Genomic DNA, 22241 nt, shown 5'->3' on the forward strand with positions numbered 1-22241 from the left:
ATGGGAATTTGCTGGAGTATATCGCGTGAGGGGCGTCTACTCAATAGCTTCGTTTTCGTTGGTCAAATCTGTTCGCCCAGAAAGACCGGTTCGCGGTGATAGCCGGTCATGACCTGGTAGTAGTGGGACGCGGGTTGCAGGATCAGATAGACATAGGGTTGTTCGTGCTGGTCGTGGATGATGGTGCCTTGGATGCCTTCTCTGATCTGAAACCAGACACCCCGTTCCAGGCCGAAGTTCGCCAGAATTTCAACTGGTTCCGGGGCATACATGGACCAGGCGCCGGACTGAAGCGTCGAAACTTCACACCACCAGGCGAGGGGGGCGTTGCAGTTTCGCTGCCGATTGCCCCAGGGAAGGATTTGCAATTCGCCTTGATAAAAGACGGGGAGTAACGGGCGCCGATGCCGTTGCAGAAACAGGATTTCTTTTTCCGCTGTTTCGGAACGCTGAATGATGCGTTCTTCCAGTTGGTATTTTCGAATCAGTCTGGTGGGGATGTCCCGCCAGGCAAGGGTAATTCCGGTACACATCAGAAGCACATTTTTCCTGAAATATCACAGATGTCATAGTTATGTGTCGCATCATGATAGATCTCATGCAGCGGCAGTGTCTCGGCACTGCGGATCGCAAACCGGCCCAGTTTTTGATTGATGTCGCGTTTGAGTTGATCGAGGGGGCTTTGTGGCTCTTCAAAAAAGAGTGATTTTTGAATCTTATCCCGCCAGGTCAAGTTTTCGGCAATGATGTGCATGTGACTGACGGGGTGGCTCGTCGGTGCCGCGGCAAGCATCGGCATGACGGCATCGTAGATGGTACGAAACGAAGCAGAGGGGACTGCCAGGGGAGTTCGGCCGAGCCAGAGTGCCGTTTTGTTGGCATCGATCTGCAGACTGATATGACCGGCATAGACACGGTGATGATCAAGGGCTTCGATCAGGCGTTCGATATTTCGAACGGCCCAGGCGCGAATGCGATCCGGGTCCATGGTCTTCCCACCACAGGATCCGCCACGGGCAATGGCCTTGTGGGGCGGTCGGGAGGTTTGAATCGGATTGATCGCATCGCCCCGGAGTTCCCACCAGAGGGCTTCGCCTTTAATCGTGAGCAGATTACGAATCATCAACCGATCTGCCTGGCGGTAATCCCAGCAGGTGCGAATATTTCTGTCGTGCAGTTTTTTGGCGCTGCGGCTGCCGATGCCGCACAGTTCGCCGACTGGCTGTGAGCGGAGAAACGATTCACAGTCCTTTTCAATCACACGCACGCCGAACGGTTTGGAGGCATCGCTGCCGAGCTTGGCCAGGGTGCGTGCGGGGGCGATGCCGATCGAAACGGGGACGCCGATCTGATCCTGAACCAGCGTCTGTAGTGCGCGGGTAGCTGCTTCCAGGGGGAGTTGAAAATGCCGCGAAAGCTCGGAAGCATCAAAAAACATTTCATCAATGCTGTAGTACTCGACCAGCGGGCTGACGGTTTTGAGCAGGTCCAGCAATTTTCGGGAGATGACTTCGTACCAGCGAAAATCCCGCTTCACAAAGACGGCGTGCGGGCAGAGTTTTTTGGCTTCCCAGATCGGGTGTCCGGTTTTGACGCCGTAGGATTTGAGCTCGTAGCTCTTGGCAATGACGCACGCTCCCTGGTTTCCCAGGACGCCACAAGGGACTCCGCGCAGACTGTGAGATCTGATTCTTTCACAGCTTACGTAGAAACAATCCGCGTCAATATGTCCAATTAAACTAGTGCCCATGCGGGGATGGTAGCAGAAGCATTATGGAATACTACTGAACAGTATTGAGGTTTTCGTTGCGATTCTGTTAGGGAAACCAGGGGTAATGTCAGGTTTCGTATTGGCGAGTTTTACTGTATCGGGCGGCGTCAAAATGAACTGTTTGAAGTCATGAAGCGGACTGAGAATTGGCCTGGGGGATGGAAAAGAAAAACGTGGAGCCTTTACCGGGCATGGATTCGACCCAGATCTGTCCCTGATGGGCTTCGATAATCCGTTTCACGATTGAGAGTCCTAATCCGGTTCCTTCATAATCGCTGGCATTGACCGCGCGCGTGAGCGGTTCGAAAATGCGTTGCCGTTCTTTTTTGGGAATGCCGATTCCATTGTCCTGAACCATTGCCACCACAAACCGACCTTCAATTTTTGTATTGATGGAAATCACAGGGGCAACGTCTTTCACATATTTACAGGCATTACCAAGGAGATTCTGAAAGACCGTAGTCATCAGGGCTACATCGGCATAAACATCGTCCAAGTGTCCTATATTAATGGTTGCATTCTGGTTGCGCATTGGTTCTTCCAAAAATTCACACGCGATTTTAATCGAACTTCGTAGCGAAATATGATCCCGCTGTAAACTTTTCTGCCCCAGCAGAGAAAAGCGGAGCATATCATCAATCAATTTTTTGAGACGATTGGCAATCAGCGGCAGGCTGCGGAGCATTTCCAACACCGGATTCTCCAGGCAGGTTCCCGCTTCTTCAAGCACAATCTGACTGATCGTTTTTATATTTCCCAAAGGGGCTTTCAGATCGTGTGATGCAGCCCGGGCAAAGGCCTGCAGATTTTCATTATGCAGAGTCAGAGACGTTAATTGTTTTTTGCGCTCGACGGCATGTCGAATCGTACGGTAGAGAATTGGTCCGGTCAGTTCTGCTTTAATCAGATAGTCCTGTGCCCCTGTTTGAATGATTTTGCTACTGAGAGCATCATCATCTTTTGTGGCCAGAGTAATAACGGGAGTTACAGGAGATTCTGCCAGGATCTGTGATAATGACTCAATCGCGTGAGTCTCTGATGAATCCAAAGTGAGCACCAGGACCGAGAATGTTCGTGCTTTGAGAGAGTTGAGCGCATCGGTAACAGATTTCACATGTGTGATGACAGAATTTTTGATCTTGTTGACTGTATTCAACAGGTCAATGATTAAAGTGGCATGAGTTGGATTCTCTTCAATTAATAAGATGTCAAATTTTTCGCGCAGCTTTTCATTATTCATAAAGGGAGCCTGAACCTGATTAATGGTGCCATAGCAGAACGATTAAAAAAAAGTGACATAAATAGCAGAAATGATATGCAGCAATTTAAGTGAATGAGACAGGAACCGAAAGTGTTGCTATGACTAGGGTAAACACAAGTTTGATTTTATGTTCAACGGTACTGTTGCAGATGGGGAAAATGCACACCTTCACTGTGTGTTGTCGCTTTTTTTCGATTTTTAATGTGCGAATGTCTGTCGTCGAATTGGAAAGGTAAGCCGGAGTCAAGGGCTCGTTTGGAAGTGATGCGTAGCTAATAGTCATTATGGACGGTCAGTCAAGAGTGGTCATAATGAATATGCTATGGAGTGTACTCTCTTGCATGGTTGTTGCTGAAAACTGTAGCCTTAGGAAAGATAGACTTGAAATGGGGGGCTACAGATTAAGGCGTATGAAGTGCGTCTGGAAAAAAGATCCAGGTGAGGCGATACAAAGAAGTGCAGGAAACTGGTGTTTAGTTTACTTGGTAGAGAACAAGCGGAGCATTTCGTTTAAGCATAGTGCGTTTCAAACGTTTCAGCCGATGCCAGGTCCCAGACTTTTTTATAGACCGGAGAAGGGGAGTCTCCAAGAAGTTCGCCCGGCTCCAGGAAATCAAAGGCTTCATGATAGGATGCCATTTTGGTGCGTCCGGTTCTCAGGAAGATATGCCAGGGGCGTAACTGCTCCGGGTGATCCAGACCAGCAGCGGCTACCACTTCGGAGAGTGCCTCCATGGTATTCTTGTGAAAGTTGAAGGTCCGCGTACTTTTGTCTTCCACATTCAATGCGCGTTGTCGCCCCGGGTCTTGAGTGGCGACGCCAACCGGGCAGGTATTGGTATGACATTTCTGAGCCTGAATACAGCCGACAGCCATCATGAAACCACGGGCAGAATTGCACCAGTCCGCGCCGATAGCCAGGCTGCGGGCTAGTGTGAAGGCGGAACTGATTTTACCCGAAGCGGCGACTTTGATTTTGTCTCTCAGGTCACAGCCGACCAGCGCGTTATGCACAAACATCAGCCCCCCTTTTAACGGCATTCCCATGTTGTCTGAGAACTCAAGAGGCGCTGCCCCCGTACCGCCTTCACCGCCATCGACGGTGATGAAGTCAGGCAGGATGCCGGTTTGCAGCATTGCTTTACAGACACTGAGAAATTCACTCGGATGTCCTATACAGAGTTTAAAACCAACCGGTTTGCCGCCCGATAGTTCGCGTAGTTGTGCGATGTAATTACATAATTCGATCGGCGTGTTGAAAGAGGTATGGCCGGGAGGAGAAATGCAGTCCTGCCCCATAAGGATTTTTCTGGTAGAAGCGATTTCCGCAGTGATTTTCGCAGCCGGCAAAACACCGCCGTGTCCTGGCTTGGCACCTTGTGAGATTTTAATCTCGATCATTTTTACCGCTTCATGCGCGGCTTGTTCTTTAAACAGGTCAGGGTTAAATGTGCCATCATTATTGCGGCAGCCAAAGTAACCCGTGCCGATTTGCCAGACCAGATCACCACCATTTTTCAGATGGTAAGGGCTCACGCCTCCTTCACCTGTGCAATGGTAAAAATTGCCTCGCTTGGCGCCCGCATTCAAAGCGAGAAGTGCATTCGGGCTGAGTGCTCCGAAACTCATCGCCGAGATGTTCAGAATCGAGCAGGAGTAGGGCTGCTTGCATTCGGGACCTCCGACTGTGGTGCGGAACAGTTCTTCCGACTTGGGATGGGGCGCCATGGAATGATTGAGCCATTCGTACTCTTCGCCATAGATATCAAGTTCCGTTCCAAATGGTTTCAATCCATCAATGTTTTTGGCACGCTCATAAATCAAAGATCGTTCATCATTATTGAAAGGGCGACCGTCGATATTACTTTCGACAAAGTACTGATGGATCTCGGGGCGAATTTCTTCAAACAAAAAACGCAGATGCGCAATAATCGGATAATTACGTGTAATACTGTGTTTCGTTTGTACCATGTCCCAGATGCCCAATAATGATAACGGGATCAGAGCCAGTAGTGGCCAGAAAAAATGAGGGTCTACCGCGATTCCCAGGATGAAACTCAGGAAGGTCAGGATGACGGTCAGAATGAAAGCCAGATATCTCATTGAATTCACCAGTCGGGGCAATGAAAAGTGGGTTAACAGAATTGAGAAGCACCAAATCAGATCGTTCAGGGAGTTGTACTCTTGGGATTCTCCGGTTCTTTTTCAACTCCCCGGGTTAACAGGAAATCGACGACGAGTTGTAACTCACTGTCTGAAATCGAACTGGCAAACGCTGGCATATTGTGACCACCGTTATTAATTCGGATGATGAGATCATCGCGTGTCAGCAGTTTGCCGATTTCGGTCAATTCGGGGCCGCGATGACCTCCATAGCCGCCGATATCATGGCAGTACAGACACCCTTTGATATGCATAAGTTTGGCGCCTTCGGCCAGTGGACCATGATCGGTACCCACAACGGACGCCGGTAGTTCTTTGACGCCAAAATCTGGTGACCAGGGCTTTTTGTATCCATAAATGGTGAGTACAAGAAATGCCACGAATCCGAAGATCACAGTACCGCCGGCCCAGGGACGTTTGGAAGGGGCGCGGTGTCCCTTGTTCGAAATCAATGGCAGGAAAAATAAAACGATGAATCCGATCGTCGGTACTCCCAGAATCACCCAGGTTTCGAGTTGAGGCGGCAATAATGAGAGCACGGCAAAGTACCAGAGGAAATACCAGTCTGGCAGCGGGTTAGCGTTGATGCTACTGGGATTGGGAGGCGGATCGAGGGCCGGAGGTCCCAGAAAAATCGAGCAGCCGAGAATGACGCCGACAATGAGCGTGGAAAAAATCATATCTCGCCACATGGCGTCAGGCCAGAAAGGGACTCCGGTTTTATGAATTCGTTTCTCGTAGGCTTCTTTGTAAGTTTCCGGATCGACGGGGTCGTTGACATCAGGCATTTCTGAAATGCCGTGACGCATGATCAACAGCATATGCAGGCCGATCCCGGCAAAGATCAGCGCCGGCATGATGAAGACGTGCATCGCAAAGAAGCGGGTGATGGTCGAACCGCCGACGGTCTCGCCGCCGAGAATAAAATGTGCCAGTGTGGGACCAATGATAGGAGTTCTACCCGCCATTTCTGCAGCGACGGTGACCGACCAGACACCGTTGGCATCCCAGCGCAAGAGTTGTCCGGTAAACGCCATTCCCAGTACAACAAACAGTAGAACCACGCCGCTCATCCAGTTCATTTCACGCGGGTATTTATAAGTCGCGTGCATGTAGACCTGTACCATATGGATCACGGCCATCATGACCATTGCCGAGGCGCCGTAGTAATGCATGCCCCGCAGGATACTACCCAGGGGAGCAGTATCTGTGATGTATTTTAAACTTTGATACGTCTCCTCGCCGCCAGGCACATAAGACATTGCCAGACAGACTCCGGTGAAGACCTGCACGATGAAAGCACAGAGTGTCGCACTTCCGAAGATATACCACCAGCGTGCATTATCAGGCACCAGATGCACCATCAGCGGAACAATGTAATCGGAAAAACCAATTCGATTGTCGATCCAGTTCCAGGTTCGAGTCACAAAGTTATTACTCATTCAGCCGGATACTCGCTTTTCATCAAAGGTGGTTTCAGGTCAACGTCGTTAACGTCAGCGGAGTCGGTTCTGTTTCAATTTCGACCAGCCCCTCGCGAATGCGCACATTCAGTTTGTAGAGAGGTTCTGGTGGTGGTCCTGCGGCGACGGTTCCATCTTCGTAGTACACACCACCATGACAGGGGCACATGAACAATTTGGGATCGTCGACCCATCTGACGGGACAACCCAGATGGCGGCAGTTAATCGAAAAGGCGATAAATTCAGTTTCGCTGGCGCGGCGGATCCAGGCACCTGCTTTGGCGGTGACACCGGCCCAGATCACAGGCGAAGGATCTTCATATTGTACCAGGACAAAACCGCCGACCTTGAAGTCGTCCAGCTTGCCGACGGTTCTCCATTTGTGTTTTGGTTTTCTGAAAATTGGTGCAAGTACATATCCGATGCCGGGCAGGGCGATCATGAAGCCGATAATCGCGCCTAGGATGACAGAGACGCGGGTCAGAAAGGTTCTGCGCTTGAGCTGGCAGCAGGGCTGATCTGTGGGTGTGGGGGGCTGTTGGTCGCTCACTTTGTTTCACTCCATGAACTATGGATCTCATGCATCCAGGACCAGATGGCACCCACAATGACCGCGATGCCGATGACGGACATGCTCCAATGCGTCAGAATTCCCCAGCTCATGAATGTAATACCCATGGCGAGCGCGGCGGGAGCATAGGTGGGGCGCAACTCCGGTTCTTCTGTTTGCTCTATTTGAGACTCTGTTGATTCCGTACTCATTGACGCGCCTCCCGTAAAGAGCCAGTTGTTCCAGCGGTATTTGGTGAAGCGACCTGTTCCATATCAGCATACCAGCGTTTGAGAATCACCATGATCGCACTGACATAGAGCGAGCAGGGGGGAACCCACATTAGCAGTCCCCCCAGTCGTTGATCTGTGCCAGGAGTCATTCCCTGATCGTAGAGCATATTCAGGATGCCAATCCGATCAACGGGATTCGCAAATGCGGGACAAACTGAAATGACAGTAAATGTGATGTAGATGCCGAGCAGAGTGCATCCCAGACAAGCCGAGAACAGATAGATCACTGCTTGAGATGAAGGCAGATGGAACCGTTTCACAGGCGAAAAGATGGGCCACCAGAATGCCAGTCCTGCCAGTAGAAACGTCGCATCTCGAAAGATACCGAGCGCATAATTTTCAGTTGAAGCATTACAGAATGAAGGGACGTGCCAGAACCACATGACACCCAGGCCACTGAGCCATCCCAGAAACGGGACCGCCATCACATGACCTAAGCGGTTCATGAAGGGGCTGCGAAACAGTTTTTCCATTGCTGTTTCAGACAGGCTTAACAGGAGAAACAGAGGCACGATTAGCAGTAAGATCAAATGCTGGATGACGTGTGCGCTAAACAGGTAGCCGTCAGCCAGGACGCCAATCGGAGAGACATACGCCATCGCCAGAGCAAACATGGCGAATACAAATGCCGCGATGCGTTTTCCCGAGTTTCCCTGATGAAACAGGAAATAGAGCCCGACCAGGGGCAGAACCAGTAACCAGACTGGTGAATTCCATTTCCATAATTCGCTTGTCAGATCGAAATACGAACTCATTGTAGAAGTCCCAGATAAATAATTCCAAATACGGCCAGCCAGACCACATCTACAAAATGCCAATAAACGCCGACAGCACCAAAGACGTGTGTCTTACCTGGATTCAAACTCCCTTTGATGCCCATGATCAGCATGACACATAACGCGATCACACCTGCCGTCACGTGAATACCATGGAATCCGGTGACGGTGAAAAAGGTGGCCGAAAACAAGTCGGTATTGATAGTGATATCATTCATCAGCAGGCCCGTGTATTCCCAGGCTTGACCGGCCAGGAATGTGATTCCGAGCAGGATTGTCAAACTGAGTGAAAACACAAATGCAGACTTCTTACCCGCCTTGAGAAAACGTTCGGCAATCCAGAATGTCACACTGCTGGAGATCAGGAACAGGCTGAAGATTCCGGTCCGATTGACATCCAGTACGGAAGACGTCACAACTTCTTTCGAACGTGTGTTGAACACGACATACGCGATCAACAACAGGAGAAAGAACACGGCTTCCGAAGCGATGAAAGACCAGGCAGCCAGTTTCGGTAGATTCGGACGACGTCCTTTATCTTGCGGCGTCTTTTCCGTTTTCCAGTCTGCGTGCTCCGGGTGGTTCATATCCCAGACGGGGCGACGGCTTTTGATCTCTGGGAGGGACGTGAAGTTTTCCGGTGGTGGTGGTGACGTGGTGGCCCATTCTAGCGTGAAGGCATCCCAGGGATTATCGCCGGCGATTTTTCCGCGGAGTAAGCTGGCTCCGATATTCCAGAGAAAGACCAGTGTGCCAATCGCCATGAAAACTGCACCCAGCGAGGCGATTCCATTTAAGAGTGCCCAGCCGGGGTTGTCGGCATAGGTGTAGACTCGCCGCGGCATGCCCATCATACCCAGGAAGTGCTGCACCATGAATGTCATATTAAAGCCCAGCGCCCACAACCAGAACTGCATGATTCCCAGTCGTTCATTCAGCATGCGGCCAGTCATCTTCGGGAACCAGTAATAAGTGGCTGAGAACAACGCAAACACAAGCCCGCCAATCAACACATAATGAAAGTGAGCGACGACGAAGTAGGTGTCCGTCAATTGCCAGTCGATGGGAACAGCGGCAAACATAATGCCCGTTAAGCCACCAATAACGAACTGCAGCAGAAACGCGACGGCAAAGTGCATCGCGGTGTTGAATTGAATTTCCCCGCCCCAGAGTGTGGCCGTCCAGTTGAAGACCTTGATGCCGGTCGGAATGGCAATCAGCAGAGAACCGACGGCGAAAAAGATGTCGGCATACATTCCCAGGCCCACAGCAAACATATGATGTGCCCAGACGCCGTATCCCAGGAGGACGATGGCGACTGATGAGGCAGCCACAAACGTGTAGCCGTAAATTGGTTTTCGGGAAAAGACGGGGATGACTTCGGAGATCATTCCAAAGCCGGGTAAGATCAGGATGTAAACTTCGGGGTGTCCGAAGATCCAGAAGTAGTGTTGCCAGAGTACGGCGGAGCCGCCGCGAGTCGGATCAAAAAATGCGGAGCCGAGCCAGCGGTCGATTAACAACATCGCCAGTGCCGAGTTGAGGGCCGGCAAGGCGAGGATGATCAGGATTGCCTGCATCAGCATCATCCAGACGAACAGCGGGACCCGCTGTAAACTCATTCCAGGTGCCCGCATGCTGACGATCGTGGCGAAAATATTTATCGCCCCGGAGACAGAGCCGATACCCATGATTAACAGGCCGATGATCCAGTAGTCCACGCCTTGCAGTGAGCTGTAGGCTTTGGTCGAGAGTGGGACATAACTGAACCAGCCCGCGTTGGGCGCCGATCCGGTTAAAAAACTAAAGTGCAGCAGGAGTCCGCCAAAAAACAGCATCCAGAACCCGAATGCATTCAAGCGGGGAAACGCCACATCGCGGGCGCCGACCATCAGGGGAACGAAATAATTGGCAAAACCGGTCAGCACGGGCATACCCACCAGGAAGACCATGGTGGTGCCATGCATGGTAAACAGCTGATTGAACATTTCCGGTGAGAGAAACGTATTATTCGGGAACGCCAGTTGAACCCGCATCAACAGCGCTTCGAAGCCGCCGACTGCGAGATAAAACACGGCGGTCAGGATATACATGATGCCGATACGCTTATGATCGAGCGTGCTGACCCAATCCAGCATCGGGGTCGGAGTGACCCGGGGCTCGAGTGAAGTCAGTTCAGATTGATCGATGGATCCTGTCGTCACTTGAGTGTCTCCAGGTAGGCTACGAGTTGTTTGATATGCTCATCACTCAGCTTGAAGTTGGGCATTTTACATCCTGGTTTGAGTGCTTGCGGATCTTTCAGCCACAATGCCAGGTTTTCCGGTGAATTATCGATGACCCCCGCGCCAATTTCTTTGCGGCGGGCAAAGTGAGTCAAATCCGGGCCAATGGTCGCTTTGGCAGGAGTACCATGAACCGTATGGCACTGTGGACAGGTTGCGTTGAAAAAGAACTGTTTGCCGGCGGAGGCCAGGGGGGAGAGCAGTTTGGGCTGCTTTGTTGCGAGTTGTTCACTGGCCACCCACTTATCAAACTCGGCATCCGAGACCGCATACACTTTAAAGTTCATCCAGGCATGTTGTGCGCCGCAGTATTCGGAACAGCGTCCCTGGTAAGAACCGGGCTCGCTGGCCTGGAGCCAGATGTAGTTTTCTCGTCCGGGAATCGCATCAATCTTTCGGCCCAGTTGCGGGACCCAGAAGCAGTGGATCACGTCGGCAGAGGAAATCTGCACGCGCCACTTTTTATTTTTGTCAGCGGGGATGTAGATCTCATTGGCAGAGATGACCCCTGATTTGGGATATTTGACTTCCCACCACCATTGATGGCCAGTCACAATCAGATCAACGTCTGTCTTCTCTGCCTGTTCCTCGGGACTGACTTTGGGAAACGCATTGAGTGTGATGACCAGGTGGGCGCTGATCGCTACCAGCCAGATGACGATGACCACAGGACCGACCATCCAGTAGATTTCGGCTTTTTCACTACCAAAGTCCTGATCGGGTAATGTCTCTTTACGCCGTCCTCGCGAAATCGCGACCAGGATTAAACCGGCCACGATGGCAAAGATAATGGCACTGATAAGTAAAACCTGAAGAAAGAGATTGTTAATGGCCTCTGCCTGCGGAGACGCGGGGTCAAGAACAGGAATCACAGAGTTCATAATCAATGCCTGGAATCTGATATTCAAAGAGGTTTACTTCGCACTGAGAGAGCAGCTAAGTCTGATTGGATACGTAGTATAGTGCAATAGTCTGATTAGTGAATGTGAATTGATCAATTTCTATTAAGAAAAAAATGGGCAGGAATACAAAACTATCAAACAGACAGAACCCAGATAAACTATTTTACCTAAGTAGAGATGGAAAGGGGCGCTGTCTTCATTTCCATCGTAACGCGGCGCGCACAGACTTTAATTTAACAGGAAGTTCATCGACTGGTTTTCTGATCGCTGGTTCTGAATGCTGCTTACTGGAAAGCAGACGCAATCATATTCGACAATTGTACCAGGCGCCAGGGGGCTTTTGAGCGAATGGCGGTTGTCAGGATGATTGCAAAGCCATCACGGCGTCGATCCATCCAGACCATGGTGCCAGTCGCTCCTGTATGGCCGAAGACACTCCGGTCGAGCAGATTCCCCCAGCTTCCAGACTGACCGGGATGATTCAATCGCCACCCCAGCCCCCACGGCTGTGATCGTCGGATCGGTTCGGGCAGGTCAGGATAATCGTTGAGCCGATTCGTGGTCGCCATTTCCATCATTGATTGAGAAAGCAGACGCTCGTCTTGCACTTTTCCATAATTCAGCATGCACTGGCAGATCACAGCCATATCTTCCGGTGCGCTGAACATGCCACCCCAGGGAACTCCCAGATCCTGCCAGTATTTGCTGTTCCAGCCGAAATTCGAACCGATCTGGTATTCCGGCGTTTCGACACGCACCAGTCGTTCGCGCGGAAAATCGCCACGTCCCAGCCAGGTACTTTGCAGACCGAGCGGCTTGATGATTTCGTCGCGGACATGTTGGGCGATTGTTTTTCTGGTAAGACGCTGGACGATCTCCGCAACGATTAGTGTGCCCATGCTCTGATAGCTGAGTCCGGTTCCCGCCGGTTGGAACAGCGGCACGGTGTCATAGATGGCGCCGTGGATAAACTTGTCGAGCGGTGCCAATGATTGTCGAAGTTCGACATTATTATCCAGCATGTCGGGCATCCCTGAAGTATGTGTAAACAGGTGATGCACGAGTATCGACTCTTTATGGTGTGCTGCGAAATCGGGAATATAATGCGTCACCGGCAGACTGAGTACCAACTCGCCTCGTTCGACCAGTTTCAAGGCGCTCATGTAGACAATCGGTTTCGTAATGGATGCCAGCAGAAACATGCCGTCTCGTCGCACGGGTTCTGCATTTTTTTCGGGTCCCTGTTTACCGAAGAATTGGGGCTCTACAATTTTTCCATGGCGGCCGACAACAATTGCTGCTCCGGGCATGGTTCCCGCATCCGTCCATTCTGTCAGTAATTTTCCTGCCTGTTGCAGTCGTTCTCCATCGAGGTCAATTTCCTGTGGTTTAACAAGGGGCAGCGAAGTCATCGTAAAGTTCCTTCGAAAAGACGGTCTGTGTTGACTCTGGCGAACCCATTCACCATGATCGATATGATGGCGTTCGTCAAGCAATCGGGCAGAGGTACATAGAGCCGATGAGATTTCAACGAGACAAGGTCGAATTCATGCGGAAACAATCCATTGCCATTTGGGCGTTCTTTTTTCTGGTGCTGGTGATCACTGACTTAGATGCTGCGGAACTGCCTGATCAGAATGGAACGGTATCGATTTCAACTCAGGAATGGCCGTTTCATCCCGGACCGCGTTCGGTGAAGGTTTACATATATTATCCAGGTAACAAACTGGAAAATGTGAACGCGGAGACGGGTTTGATGCTCAATCTACATAACTGGGGTGGCACCAATACTTCGGGCGCCGGCAATCCGGCGGTGCTCACGAAAGAACTGAATGTGATTGCGATTTCGGTCGATTACCTGCAGAGCGGTTCCTGGAAAGCACAGACCGAGATGGGGGCTCCCTATGATTTTGGTTATCTGCAGGCGATTGATGCGCTGCGGGCGCTGTCGTTTGTATTTCACGGGTTGCAGGAGAAAAAGATCCCGTTCAATTCAAAACGCATCTATTCCACCGGTGGTTCGGGGGGTGGGAACGTTACGCTGATGTGCAATAAATTTGCGCCGCATACCTTTACGTGCGTGATTGATATCTGCGGCATGCCACGTCTTTCCGATGATATTGCGTTTCATTTACCCGGCGGTAGCAGCCTGAATGCCCGTTATAGTCGGGACAAAAATTCGAAGAATTATCTGGCACCGGGCGCACAGGAGATTCGATTTATCGGGAATCCTGAGCATTTGAAATTAATGAAAGACCGGGGGCACGCGTCAAAGATCATCGTCATTCATGGTACGGGAGATACCACTTGTCCTTATGCCGATGCAAAAACGATGGTTCAGAATATGAAAGCCGCACAACTGGATGTCGAAGCGAAATTTGTTACGCCCGCGGACATTGATAATGTCGTCTTTAAAAACATTGGTCACTCGCTCGGCGATCGGACAAAGATGATGATTAAATACGGCGGAGAATATGCAATTCCCAGACGCGAAAAATTTCGTCTGCGTACGTCTCCCACCGATTTTGAATTGAAGCAGGACGTGATTTATCCGACTTCCGATGGGCGTTATGTGATCTCGTATGCAGACGGCGTGCCAACGGTCCGTTTTGAATCCAAGTGATGTTGACTACCTGCGGCGTGAAATCAAATCGTTGAACCCGGTGTGAAGTCAATCAATGCTTTGGGAGGGATCGCGACTCTTAACGCATTCAGCACAGCCAGTACATCAATGACTTCCTGAGTCAGCGCCCCGGCGACCGGGGGTAAATATCCCGCGGCAGCGAGTAGCATCCCCAGCATGCTCAAGCCCATGCCACCGATCGCACTTTGCAGAGCGATACGTCGCATGCGACGACTGATGTGCAGAAATTCGTCAATTTTTTGCAGCGAGCTATCCATGACGATCACGTCGGCTGCTTCCGTCGTGACATCGCTGTTTTGGCCGAAAGCAACCCCCACGGTCGCGGCGATGAGAGCGGGTGCGTCGTTGATTCCATCGCCGACAAAGATTGTATTGGTCTGCGCCGTTTCTTCGTTGACAATTTCCAGTTTTTGTTCGGGACTCTGGCTGAAGAAGACATTTTCGATGCCGACTTGATCGGCGAGGTACCTTACTTCCGATTCCCGATCACCGGAGACCAGCATCGTGCGCTGGATCTGGTGTTGTGGTGAGAGATGGTTGATAAAAGAGAGGCCATCCGTGCGGGGGGTATCCCGAAAACGATACGTGCCCGCATATAAATCGTCAATCAGAATCAAACATTCCAGGCCACCCGCCTGTTCGGGGAGTTGGCTTTCGACTTCCGGCTGCTGTTTGAGAAGTTTCTTGCGACTGGTAATCTGAATGGAATGTCCATTAACGGTTCCCTGAAGCCCTTGTCCCGGCGGTTCGCTGATTTCAGTCGCTTCGTGCGTGATGGTTTTTTCTGCCTGCACTGTATTAAGAATAGCTTGTGCCAGTGGGTGTTTGGAAAATCGCTCAATACTGCCGACGAGCGAGAGGACTTCGTCCTGCTTAAATCCTTCAGCGTAGATCTGTTCGGTGAGATGCGGCTCTCCATAGGTCAGCGTGCCTGTTTTATCAAAAATGATGGTACGACAGGTGTCCGCGGTTTCCAGTGCAGTTGGATCGCGTACAATAATCGCTCTGCGGGCAGCCAGAGAGATCGAGCCGATGATGGCGACCGGGATTGCAATTAAGAGCGGGCAGGGGGTCGCGACTACCATCACAGCCAGAAAACGGACGGGATCTCCTGAGATGATCCAGGCGATGAGTCCAATTAAAACAGCAAGCGGCGTGTACCAGGCGCCTAGTTTGTCTGCCATCCGTCGCATACGAGGGCGATGTTGTTCCGACGTCTGCATGACCTCCATGATTTTGGCGTAGCGCGAATCAACGGCCAGTTTCTCAGCGCGGATCGTTAATGCGGATTCGCCGTTAATCGCTCCTGAAAGAACCTGAGATCCGGGGGTCTTGGACATCATATAGGGTTCACCGGTCAGATATGATTCATCCATCACGCCATGACCTTCCAGCACGATTCCATCAATGGGACAGATTTCGTGGGGGAAGATGACCAGCGTGTCGTCGATGGCAATCTGATCTAAGGCAACATCGTCGATGCGAGAATCGATCTTGCGATGGGCGATTGAAGGCATACGTTTACTCAACGCCTGTAGCACAGAGGACGCGCTGCGGACGGCGTAGGCTTCCAGGGCTTCGCCTCCGGAAAGCATCAGCACAACCAGCGATCCGGCGAGATACTCATCGAGTAAAATCGAGACGACGATGGAAATGCCGGCCAGTAGATCCGAGCCAAATTCCCGGTGAAACATTTTAACCAGCAGCCCCCAGACCAGCGGCGTCCCCCCCAAGGCTAAGACAGCCCAGAGCGGGAAATTCTGCACCGTTTCTGATGTCACTAATGCAAAACGCAAGATCAGATGCGCAGCAATCATGATGATCGTGAACACGGCGATCAACGTTTCAAGAGATTTCCAGACAGGTGAACCCGGTTTCGACGGATTGGAGTTCGACACGCTGATTCCTTTTGTGTTTGAAGCCGAGACTGTTTGATTGGAGCGTGTTACCGGAATCACTCGGCGAATGTGACACAGCAACGGATTTGATTTACGTTTGATTGATGTTGGTGAGACGAGTTTATTATAGCGGTTTCATGGTCCAAGGGGAGCACTAATTGTCTCTATCGGCAGAGGGGATTTTAGATTGTTGGACAAACGATAATTATGCGACCACCATCTGTGCAATTAATCCAAAGACAAACCCGAGTACTGCTCCTAATGCAGGGGCCCAGCGATGTTCCAGTTTGGCCTGCGGTGCAATATCCTGAAATGTGAGATATAGAATCCCTCCTGATGCGAAGAGCATGATGAAACCGATCATGAACGGGATCAGCGACAGTACATAATATCCGGTGAGTCCCGCCAGGGGCCCCAGGAAAACCAAGAGGCAGAAACCGGGCAGGATCAAATGTGTGTTCATCGTTGCAGACCCTTTTAATTCTCGGTAGGCATTAAACCCTTCCGGGAGGTTCTGCAGTCCAATTAAAATCGCAAGCAACAAACCAACCGATTCTCCCCCGTTAGAGAAAGAAGCGCCCAGAGCCATGGATTCCGGAACAAAGTCCAGCAGCATGGCGATGAGCTGTGAAGCAGAGTTGCGATGTGTTGCCAGAATCCGGTCAATTGCCATGAAGCAGACGCCGCCACAGAGAATGGAAGCAGAGGCGGTGAGTGGATTTAATTCTTCAATCCCCACCGGAACCAGTACCAGGGCAACAGCAGCCAGTAGTACTCCACCACCAAAGGCAATGATCGAGTGCCGAAATTCCTGTTCGAGCCAGCGTGGACGAATCCGTTCAATGTTCGCGAGAAACCCACCAATGGGAATCGTAATTCCTGCGAGAGTCGTCAGCACTATGACTTCCAGAACACCGGTCAATGTTGTTTCCTAAAACAAAATTCAAGACTAGAGGTTTAGCAGAACGTTGGAATCGTGTAATACGTCAGAGGATAACAGTATTTCTGAAAACGCACAGCAGAGAAACGACCTGATTTGTGATCAGAAATAAAAATAGCCCGGTCGTGAAACCGGGCTATGAAAGTCATAATTAAAAACGGGACAGACTATTGCGGCAGCCGTCCGGTTTCTACTTTCGGGAAGGGCCCCGAGCAGGCTTTCATGAATGCCACCAGGTCTTTTTTATCCTGGTCGGAAAGATTCAGTTTTTTCACTTTCTCACTCAGGTAAGGGTTTGGCGTCCCCCCTTTGTTGTAGTGTTCGACGACTTCTTCCAGGGTTTGCTGAGAGCCGTCGTGCATGTAAGGGGCACTGAATTCCACATTGCGGATCGTGGGGGTCTTGAATGCACCTTTATCTTTTTCCTGCTTGGTGACTTCAAAACGACCGAGATCCGGTTTTTTCGCATCCATACCGACGCCGAGGTTATGGTACTTTTCATCTGTCAGATTCGGACCTAAGTGGCAGGCGGCGCAGTTGACTTTTTCACTGAAGAATAAATCCATACCACGCAGCGCACTTTTCGACATCGGATGTTTTTTAGTTTGTGCCAGAATCGGCTGATAAATGTCCGCCAGATCTTCGAGGTCTTCTTTGTCCATTTTCAGGAACGGTTTTAATTTCTCCTGATAGTCAAACGGCGAAGGTCCCGTGACAAGCGTGCGCTCGAATGCAGCAATCGCTTTACCGATGTTGTCGATATTGATGCCATCCTTGAAAATTTTCTTGAACTGCATCTGATAGCCGGGAATTCCTTTGATCGTTTTAACCGCAGTTTCGTGCGTATTGGCCATTTCAATGGGGTTCTCGATTGGCCCGACAGCTTGTTCTTCCAGAGTAGCGGCGCGGCCGTCCCAGAATTGAGGGCCGCTTAAAATACGGTTATAGCTGATGGGAGAGTTGCGGCCCCCTTCCTGATCTCGTACACCGATGCCAAACTGTGTATGTCGTCCGTAACCTTCATCAGGATGGTGGCAACTGGCACAACTGATGGTATTGTCGGATGAGAGTCGCGTATCGAAATAAAGCTGGCGTCCCAGTTCGACTTTGGCGCGGGTGAGGGGATTCTCTTTGAGACCTACCATCTGGGCGGCACCGGCACTCAAGCCGAGCGGGAGAGTGACTTCCAGGATCTCATGATTTTCCGGCTTGCTGAGCCATTCTTTGATTTCTTTTTTGGTAAGGGGGCCTTTACCAGGAATACCGGAAGTTAGCTCAGGGGTACCCAATAGTACTTTGTTCGATTTTTGGGCGGAAGCATTCTTCTCGGCGGCGTGAGAAATCGTCTGAGTCTGGACGGTCGCGAACACCATTCCACATGTGATGCTGAGCTTCAGAAGCAGGGAGCTACGGCCATGTTTCAATACATTCATACTGCTGTTTCCTTTTCGGGAGGTTCCCGAACTTTGTCTTTTAGTGATAATACAAAATTTTGATTTAACAGGCGTTCTGAGCATTCAGAACAAGGTGTGATTCAACAGGGGTCCGGCATACATGAACCGTTGAACAATTTTAAGGAAGGACTGATACATCAAATTGTAAACATGCGATGGAGGCTTTTCAATTTCGAAATGTCATGATCGTGAAGCATAAATGGAAAACGAATGTGCACTTGGCTGACGTAGTCGTTCAACTGACTTCAGCAGGACTGGTTTGCAGTAGCACCATTTCGTGGTATTTGCCACCCGCTGCCATCAATGCGTCATGAGTTCCCGTCTCTGTGATACGACCTGCTTCGAACACGACAATCCGGTTGGCGTGGGTAATCGTACTTAATCGGTGTGCGATAACAAAACAGGTGCGCCCCTGCATTAAAGTCGTCAGGCTGTCTTGAATTAGTCGTTCACTTTCCGTATCTAGATTACTCGTAGCTTCATCAAGAATTAATATGCGTGGATCTGCCAGAATGGCCCGGGCAATGGCCAGCCGTTGCCGTTGTCCGCCACTCAATTTCACACCCCGCTCACCAATGATCGTTTGGTAGCCGTCGGGGAGAACTTTGATAAATTCATCGGCATTGGCAATTTCCGCCGCGTGTTGAATTTCTGCGAGCGACGCATGCCGATTTCCATAGCCGATATTATCAGCCACACTGCCATCGAATAGAAAGACATCCTGTTCGACCACGCCGATGTGATTGCGATAGCTTTCGACATCCAGCTCGCGTAAATCACGACCATCCAGCAAAACGCGGCCCGATGTGGGATCATAAAAACGTGCGACAAGATTGCAGAAGGTGGTTTTACCCGCACCGCTGGGGCCGACGAGGGCAATGGTTTCGCCCGGTTCGACATCTAGTGAGACTTCCTCTAAAGCAAACTGTTCAGAACCCGGGTACTGGAAGCCGACATTTTCGAACGTAATTCGCCCCGTGATTTCTGATTTGCTGATATTTTTTGCGGTAGACAATTCCATCTCACGTGGTTCATCCAAGAGATCCAGCACACGGTCAAAACCTGACAGGCTGTTCTGAAACTGGGCGGCACTTTGTGCGAGGACCGCCAAAGGGCCCAACAACATTAACAGATATGCCAGAAACATCACCAGTTCACCCAGCGTCAGCTCTCCCTGCAGAACTTGCCAGCCGCCATATAAAAGCAGACAGGCAGAAGCGATGGGGATCAACGTTTCCCAGGCGATTTCAATGAGCCGTGACCACCACCAGGCATATAGCTCCTGACGCCCCATCAGATGATTGCCTCGTAAGACGCGACTGGTTTCAGAACGCTGTCTGCCGAAGGCCCGCACAACGCGCATGCCGCCGAACGATTCGGTTGCCAGTGCATCAACGGCGACGCGCTGTGCGCGAATTTTACGGTGTTGCGGCCGAATACGGCTGATCCAGGTGCGATGTGTCAGGTAAACCATCGGTCCCAGGAAGAACGCTCCCGCTGTGTCAATTTTTTGCCTGGTTCAGGGCCGTGCTTTTCATGAAACTCGGCTTTGTATTGTTCAAATTGCTGGCGACTGGAGATCGGATTCGTACTCATTGGTGATCTTTGGTTATTAACGATATTTTGAATGGGATACCGTTTCTGGAGAGGCACTGATTGGGATAAAGCAGGAGCCTGACTGCGAAGGAAAGTCGGACTTCCGCAGTAGCAAGCTACTGTGATCAGTATATCCGTAAGGGCGGGCAAATGCGACTCGAGGAGCGTCACGCACCGATTCAGACTGAATTTCAGGTGGTGATCCGTGTTGTGCAGGAAGTCGACAGTTAGGCATTGAAGCGAGAAGCGAGGCAGGCAGAGGGGAGCAAAATTCAAGCAGGACTCGAGAAACTGTGTTCCTGCAACACCAGTTGTTTTTTCTGGTGTTGCAGGTATTGGTGAATCACTCTTATTTCGATTCTTTCGGTTTATCGTCAGTTAATGGGAAGTCGATTTTATTTTCCTCGTCTGCTTTCACTGTTACCTGCAGTCCGGATTTTTCTAAATCGCCGTACCATTCCGGGATGACAGAGACTGGTGCTTCATTCGCACTGACCGTGTCTTCGGGCAATCCCGATCCTCCGGAACTGGTGAGTGCGGTGATCATTACTTTGTAATCACCGGGAATCACCCCATCGGTTTCTTCAAATGTTCCCATTTCATACACTCCATCACGGTTGACTTTTCCCTGAGCCGGGGGACCTCCGCCGATGGGTATAAATACAAGCGAACCGATACTTAATGGTTTTCCGTTGTAGCTGACATTTCCGGTTACCGTCGCACGTGCCGGTCGGCCATCTCCACAGCCAGACATTGTTAACGGTAGGATGCAAAGTAAGAGCAGTAGCATGTTTGTCTGTTTGAACAACCTGAGACAGGCAGGTGGTAGGTTATAGATCATCAGAGTCCCTTTACTGTGTGGAAGAATGAGAAGCGAAGCGGGGGCTGCTACATTCATCAAACGATGTCTGCAGTAAAGAGAGCTGAGTCCTTTAAGACTCAAACTCTCTTTTTCTGCGCCCTTGGATTGAATGAAACAGAAGCTTTAGTTCCATTCGCCCAGTACTTCTCCACCGGCACGCGTTCCCAGCGATTTGAAAAGCCCCAGATCGATATTCTCACTAATGAAGTGGACCGAACCATCGGCCATCATGAAGTGAGCTCCCCCAACATGAAAACTGGTGAAAGGAGTATGGTTGGTACCAAAATCTCCTCGATAGTTGATCGGGAACTGAATGTTTTTACTATCTAGCGTGAGCCGCCGTGTGTTGGTATACCAGTACATGCCCCAGGTCCAGGGCTGGATACCACCCCATCCCGCTTTCATAGAGGCAGACCAGCCATGCGAAGAAGATGATTCGCCCAACAGAATGGTATTCGTGGATCCATCGACGATGTCGCGAAATCTTGTCTTACTATGGGGGTACATGATTCCAGTATTGGCCCATCGATAATTATTGCTGTCTGAAGGATTGGTGACGTCTTCAATACGACCATTAACTCCCCGGTAATGCAGCGCACCGTGACCGACAATCCAAGGCAATGTGGAATTCACGATGTCCGGAGAGCGGTTACCCAAAGCAGAGGAAGGACAGGCAAGAACTGGAATGGGGCCCCAAATTTCACTTGTCCCGTTATGGGGCGCCGTGTCAATTCGCCAGGGAGCGAGGCGAGAGATCGGATTAGGGTCAAAACCTTCCATGGCATTGATGCGGGAGGCTTCATCAATATAAGGGAAGATCTTTGGAGCCCAGCCCATATGATATCCGCCGCCGGAATAATCGGGCGTTGGATGGCTTCCGTTGGGAAATGATGAAAACGTGTCGTGGTAGTTGTGGAACGCGAGTCCCAGTTGTTTTAGATTGTTCTTACACTGAGAACGCCGGGCTGCTTCCCGGGCTTGCTGGACGGCCGGTAAAAGCAGGGCAATCAACACAGCAATGATCGCGATAACAACTAACAACTCAATCAGGGTAAAAGCTTTTCGTCTGAAATATCTGCTCATGATCTCATTTCCTTAAATAAAACGAATATTTGGAAATATGGAATTAGTGAGCGTCTTAAAATAAGTTTTAGACTGAAGGCTTATTAAGTTAAGATGATTAATAAATAGTAATTGTGTAAATCTGTATGTCAATGTTTTTTATACAAAATGACATGGTTTCTATGCTGAATGATACGAAAACCATGTCTGTTTGTTTAAAAAAAGACTTAATTTCCAAGTAATCTTTATTTAAGAATAAAAACCCTCAATTTCAAAATTTTAAACATTCGAGTTGTGAATGAGTGGATTCGTTTTACTGGT

At 50.4% G+C, this 22241-nt stretch carries 18 protein-coding genes and 1 pseudogene; 1 reads left to right on the forward strand and 18 read right to left on the reverse strand.

Annotation, left to right across the window (positions count from 1 at the left end; translation table 11 throughout):
• Positions 1–62: 62 nt before the first annotated feature.
• The 11 genes from Enr17x_RS07960 to Enr17x_RS08010 all read right to left on the reverse strand — a co-directional run bounded on the left by Enr17x_RS07960 (position 63) and on the right by Enr17x_RS08010 (position 12876).
• Positions 63–533, reverse strand: a complete 471-nt coding sequence (locus Enr17x_RS07960) for a hypothetical protein (protein WP_145307586.1) — start codon at positions 531–533, stop codon at positions 63–65.
• Entirely contained in the window at positions 533–1750 is a 1218-nt protein-coding gene (locus Enr17x_RS07965; RefSeq protein ID WP_145307588.1) for a DNA polymerase Y family protein, read from the reverse strand. Before Enr17x_RS07965 ends, Enr17x_RS07960 begins: the two co-directional genes overlap by 1 nt.
• Before the next feature lie 148 nt (positions 1751–1898).
• Positions 1899–3011 (reverse strand): hybrid sensor histidine kinase/response regulator, encoded by a 1113-nt coding sequence (locus tag Enr17x_RS07970; RefSeq protein WP_145307590.1) that lies wholly within the window; start codon positions 3009–3011, stop codon positions 1899–1901.
• Between the two features lie 531 nt (positions 3012–3542).
• A complete protein-coding gene (locus Enr17x_RS07975; RefSeq protein ID WP_145307592.1) occupies positions 3543–5135 on the reverse strand; it encodes an FMN-binding glutamate synthase family protein in 1593 nt (530 codons plus the stop codon).
• 65 nt (positions 5136–5200) lie between these two features.
• Positions 5201–6637 (reverse strand): cytochrome b N-terminal domain-containing protein, encoded by a 1437-nt coding sequence (locus Enr17x_RS07980; RefSeq protein WP_145213316.1) that lies wholly within the window; start codon positions 6635–6637, stop codon positions 5201–5203.
• 34 nt (positions 6638–6671) lie between these two features.
• On the reverse strand, positions 6672–7208 hold the full coding sequence (locus tag Enr17x_RS07985; RefSeq protein WP_145307594.1) for a QcrA and Rieske domain-containing protein: 537 nt from the start codon (positions 7206–7208) through the stop codon (positions 6672–6674).
• Positions 7205–7420, reverse strand: coding sequence for a hypothetical protein (locus Enr17x_RS07990; RefSeq protein WP_145307596.1), 216 nt, complete (start codon positions 7418–7420; stop codon positions 7205–7207). Before Enr17x_RS07990 ends, Enr17x_RS07985 begins: the two co-directional genes overlap by 4 nt.
• On the reverse strand, positions 7417–8256 hold the full coding sequence (locus Enr17x_RS07995; protein WP_145307598.1) for a cytochrome c oxidase assembly protein: 840 nt from the start codon (positions 8254–8256) through the stop codon (positions 7417–7419). The genes Enr17x_RS07990 and Enr17x_RS07995 overlap by 4 nt, the downstream gene beginning before the upstream one ends.
• Positions 8253–10481, reverse strand: coding sequence for a cytochrome c oxidase subunit I (gene ctaD, locus Enr17x_RS08000; RefSeq protein WP_145307600.1), 2229 nt, complete (start codon positions 10479–10481; stop codon positions 8253–8255). The genes Enr17x_RS07995 and ctaD overlap by 4 nt, the downstream gene beginning before the upstream one ends.
• Positions 10478–11443, reverse strand: coding sequence for a cytochrome c oxidase subunit II (gene coxB / locus Enr17x_RS08005; protein WP_145307602.1), 966 nt, complete (start codon positions 11441–11443; stop codon positions 10478–10480). Before coxB ends, ctaD begins: the two co-directional genes overlap by 4 nt.
• 305 nt (positions 11444–11748) lie before the next feature.
• The gene (locus tag Enr17x_RS08010) at positions 11749–12876 is read right to left on the reverse strand and encodes a serine hydrolase domain-containing protein (protein ID WP_145307603.1); all 1128 of its coding nucleotides are present in this window, start codon (positions 12874–12876) and stop codon (positions 11749–11751) included.
• Positions 12877–12983: 107 nt separating this feature from the next.
• Between Enr17x_RS08010 and Enr17x_RS08015 the strand changes: the two genes are divergently transcribed.
• Positions 12984–14087: a DUF2920 family protein gene (locus Enr17x_RS08015; RefSeq protein ID WP_145307605.1), complete on the forward strand. Its 1104-nt coding sequence runs from the start codon at positions 12984–12986 to the stop codon at positions 14085–14087.
• Positions 14088–14110: 23 nt separating this feature from the next.
• Here Enr17x_RS08015 and Enr17x_RS08020 read toward each other — a convergent pair whose 3' ends face one another.
• The 7 genes and pseudogenes from Enr17x_RS08020 to Enr17x_RS08045 form a co-directional block, all read right to left on the reverse strand.
• Entirely contained in the window at positions 14111–15925 is a 1815-nt protein-coding gene (locus Enr17x_RS08020; protein ID WP_145313949.1) for a heavy metal translocating P-type ATPase, read from the reverse strand.
• Positions 15926–16211: 286 nt separating this feature from the next.
• Positions 16212–16928, reverse strand: a complete 717-nt coding sequence (locus Enr17x_RS08025; RefSeq protein WP_145307607.1) for a ZIP family metal transporter — start codon at positions 16926–16928, stop codon at positions 16212–16214.
• Between the two features lie 185 nt (positions 16929–17113).
• Entirely contained in the window at positions 17114–18319 is a 1206-nt protein-coding gene (locus tag Enr17x_RS08030; protein WP_145313950.1) for a cytochrome-c peroxidase, read from the reverse strand.
• Between the two features lie 316 nt (positions 18320–18635).
• Positions 18636–19895, reverse strand: a pseudogene (locus Enr17x_RS08035) (ABC transporter ATP-binding protein); the annotation flags it as partial.
• Positions 19862–19996: a hypothetical protein gene (locus tag Enr17x_RS30235; RefSeq protein ID WP_261343445.1), complete on the reverse strand. Its 135-nt coding sequence runs from the start codon at positions 19994–19996 to the stop codon at positions 19862–19864. The gene Enr17x_RS30235 and the pseudogene Enr17x_RS08035, both read right to left, overlap by 34 nt.
• 349 nt (positions 19997–20345) lie before the next feature.
• On the reverse strand, positions 20346–20894 hold the full coding sequence (locus Enr17x_RS08040) for a hypothetical protein (RefSeq protein ID WP_145307609.1): 549 nt from the start codon (positions 20892–20894) through the stop codon (positions 20346–20348).
• Positions 20895–20981: 87 nt separating this feature from the next.
• Positions 20982–21941 (reverse strand): DUF1559 domain-containing protein, encoded by a 960-nt coding sequence (locus tag Enr17x_RS08045; RefSeq protein WP_145307610.1) that lies wholly within the window; start codon positions 21939–21941, stop codon positions 20982–20984.
• Positions 21942–22241 lie beyond the last annotated feature (300 nt).

The organism is Gimesia fumaroli (assembly GCF_007754425.1).
Taxonomy (GTDB): domain Bacteria; phylum Planctomycetota; class Planctomycetia; order Planctomycetales; family Planctomycetaceae; genus Gimesia; species Gimesia fumaroli.

Excerpts from the sequence above, each read along its gene's own strand:
- Enr17x_RS07980 (WP_145213316.1), bottom strand. The coding sequence starts at position 6,637 with ATGAGTAATAACTTTGTGACTCGAACCTGGAACTGGATCGACAATCGA.
- Enr17x_RS08010 (WP_145307603.1), bottom strand. The coding sequence starts at position 12,876 with ATGACTTCGCTGCCCCTTGTTAAACCACAGGAAATTGACCTCGATGGA.
- Enr17x_RS07960 (WP_145307586.1), bottom strand. The coding sequence starts at position 533 with ATGTGTACCGGAATTACCCTTGCCTGGCGGGACATCCCCACCAGACTG.
- Enr17x_RS08020 (WP_145313949.1), bottom strand. The coding sequence starts at position 15,925 with ATGATTGCTGCGCATCTGATCTTGCGTTTTGCATTAGTGACATCAGAA.
- Enr17x_RS07990 (WP_145307596.1), bottom strand. The coding sequence starts at position 7,420 with ATGAGTACGGAATCAACAGAGTCTCAAATAGAGCAAACAGAAGAACCG.
- Enr17x_RS08015 (WP_145307605.1), top strand. The coding sequence starts at position 12,984 with ATGAGATTTCAACGAGACAAGGTCGAATTCATGCGGAAACAATCCATT.
- coxB (WP_145307602.1), bottom strand. The coding sequence starts at position 11,443 with ATGAACTCTGTGATTCCTGTTCTTGACCCCGCGTCTCCGCAGGCAGAG.
- Enr17x_RS08040 (WP_145307609.1), bottom strand. The coding sequence starts at position 20,894 with ATGAATGTAGCAGCCCCCGCTTCGCTTCTCATTCTTCCACACAGTAAA.
- Enr17x_RS07995 (WP_145307598.1), bottom strand. The coding sequence starts at position 8,256 with ATGAGTTCGTATTTCGATCTGACAAGCGAATTATGGAAATGGAATTCA.
- Enr17x_RS08030 (WP_145313950.1), bottom strand. The coding sequence starts at position 18,319 with ATGGTGTTCGCGACCGTCCAGACTCAGACGATTTCTCACGCCGCCGAG.
- Enr17x_RS07970 (WP_145307590.1), bottom strand. The coding sequence starts at position 3,011 with ATGAATAATGAAAAGCTGCGCGAAAAATTTGACATCTTATTAATTGAA.
- Enr17x_RS07975 (WP_145307592.1), bottom strand. The coding sequence starts at position 5,135 with ATGAGATATCTGGCTTTCATTCTGACCGTCATCCTGACCTTCCTGAGT.
- Enr17x_RS30235 (WP_261343445.1), bottom strand. The coding sequence starts at position 19,996 with ATGAGTACGAATCCGATCTCCAGTCGCCAGCAATTTGAACAATACAAA.
- Enr17x_RS08045 (WP_145307610.1), bottom strand. The coding sequence starts at position 21,941 with ATGAGCAGATATTTCAGACGAAAAGCTTTTACCCTGATTGAGTTGTTA.
- Enr17x_RS07965 (WP_145307588.1), bottom strand. The coding sequence starts at position 1,750 with ATGGGCACTAGTTTAATTGGACATATTGACGCGGATTGTTTCTACGTA.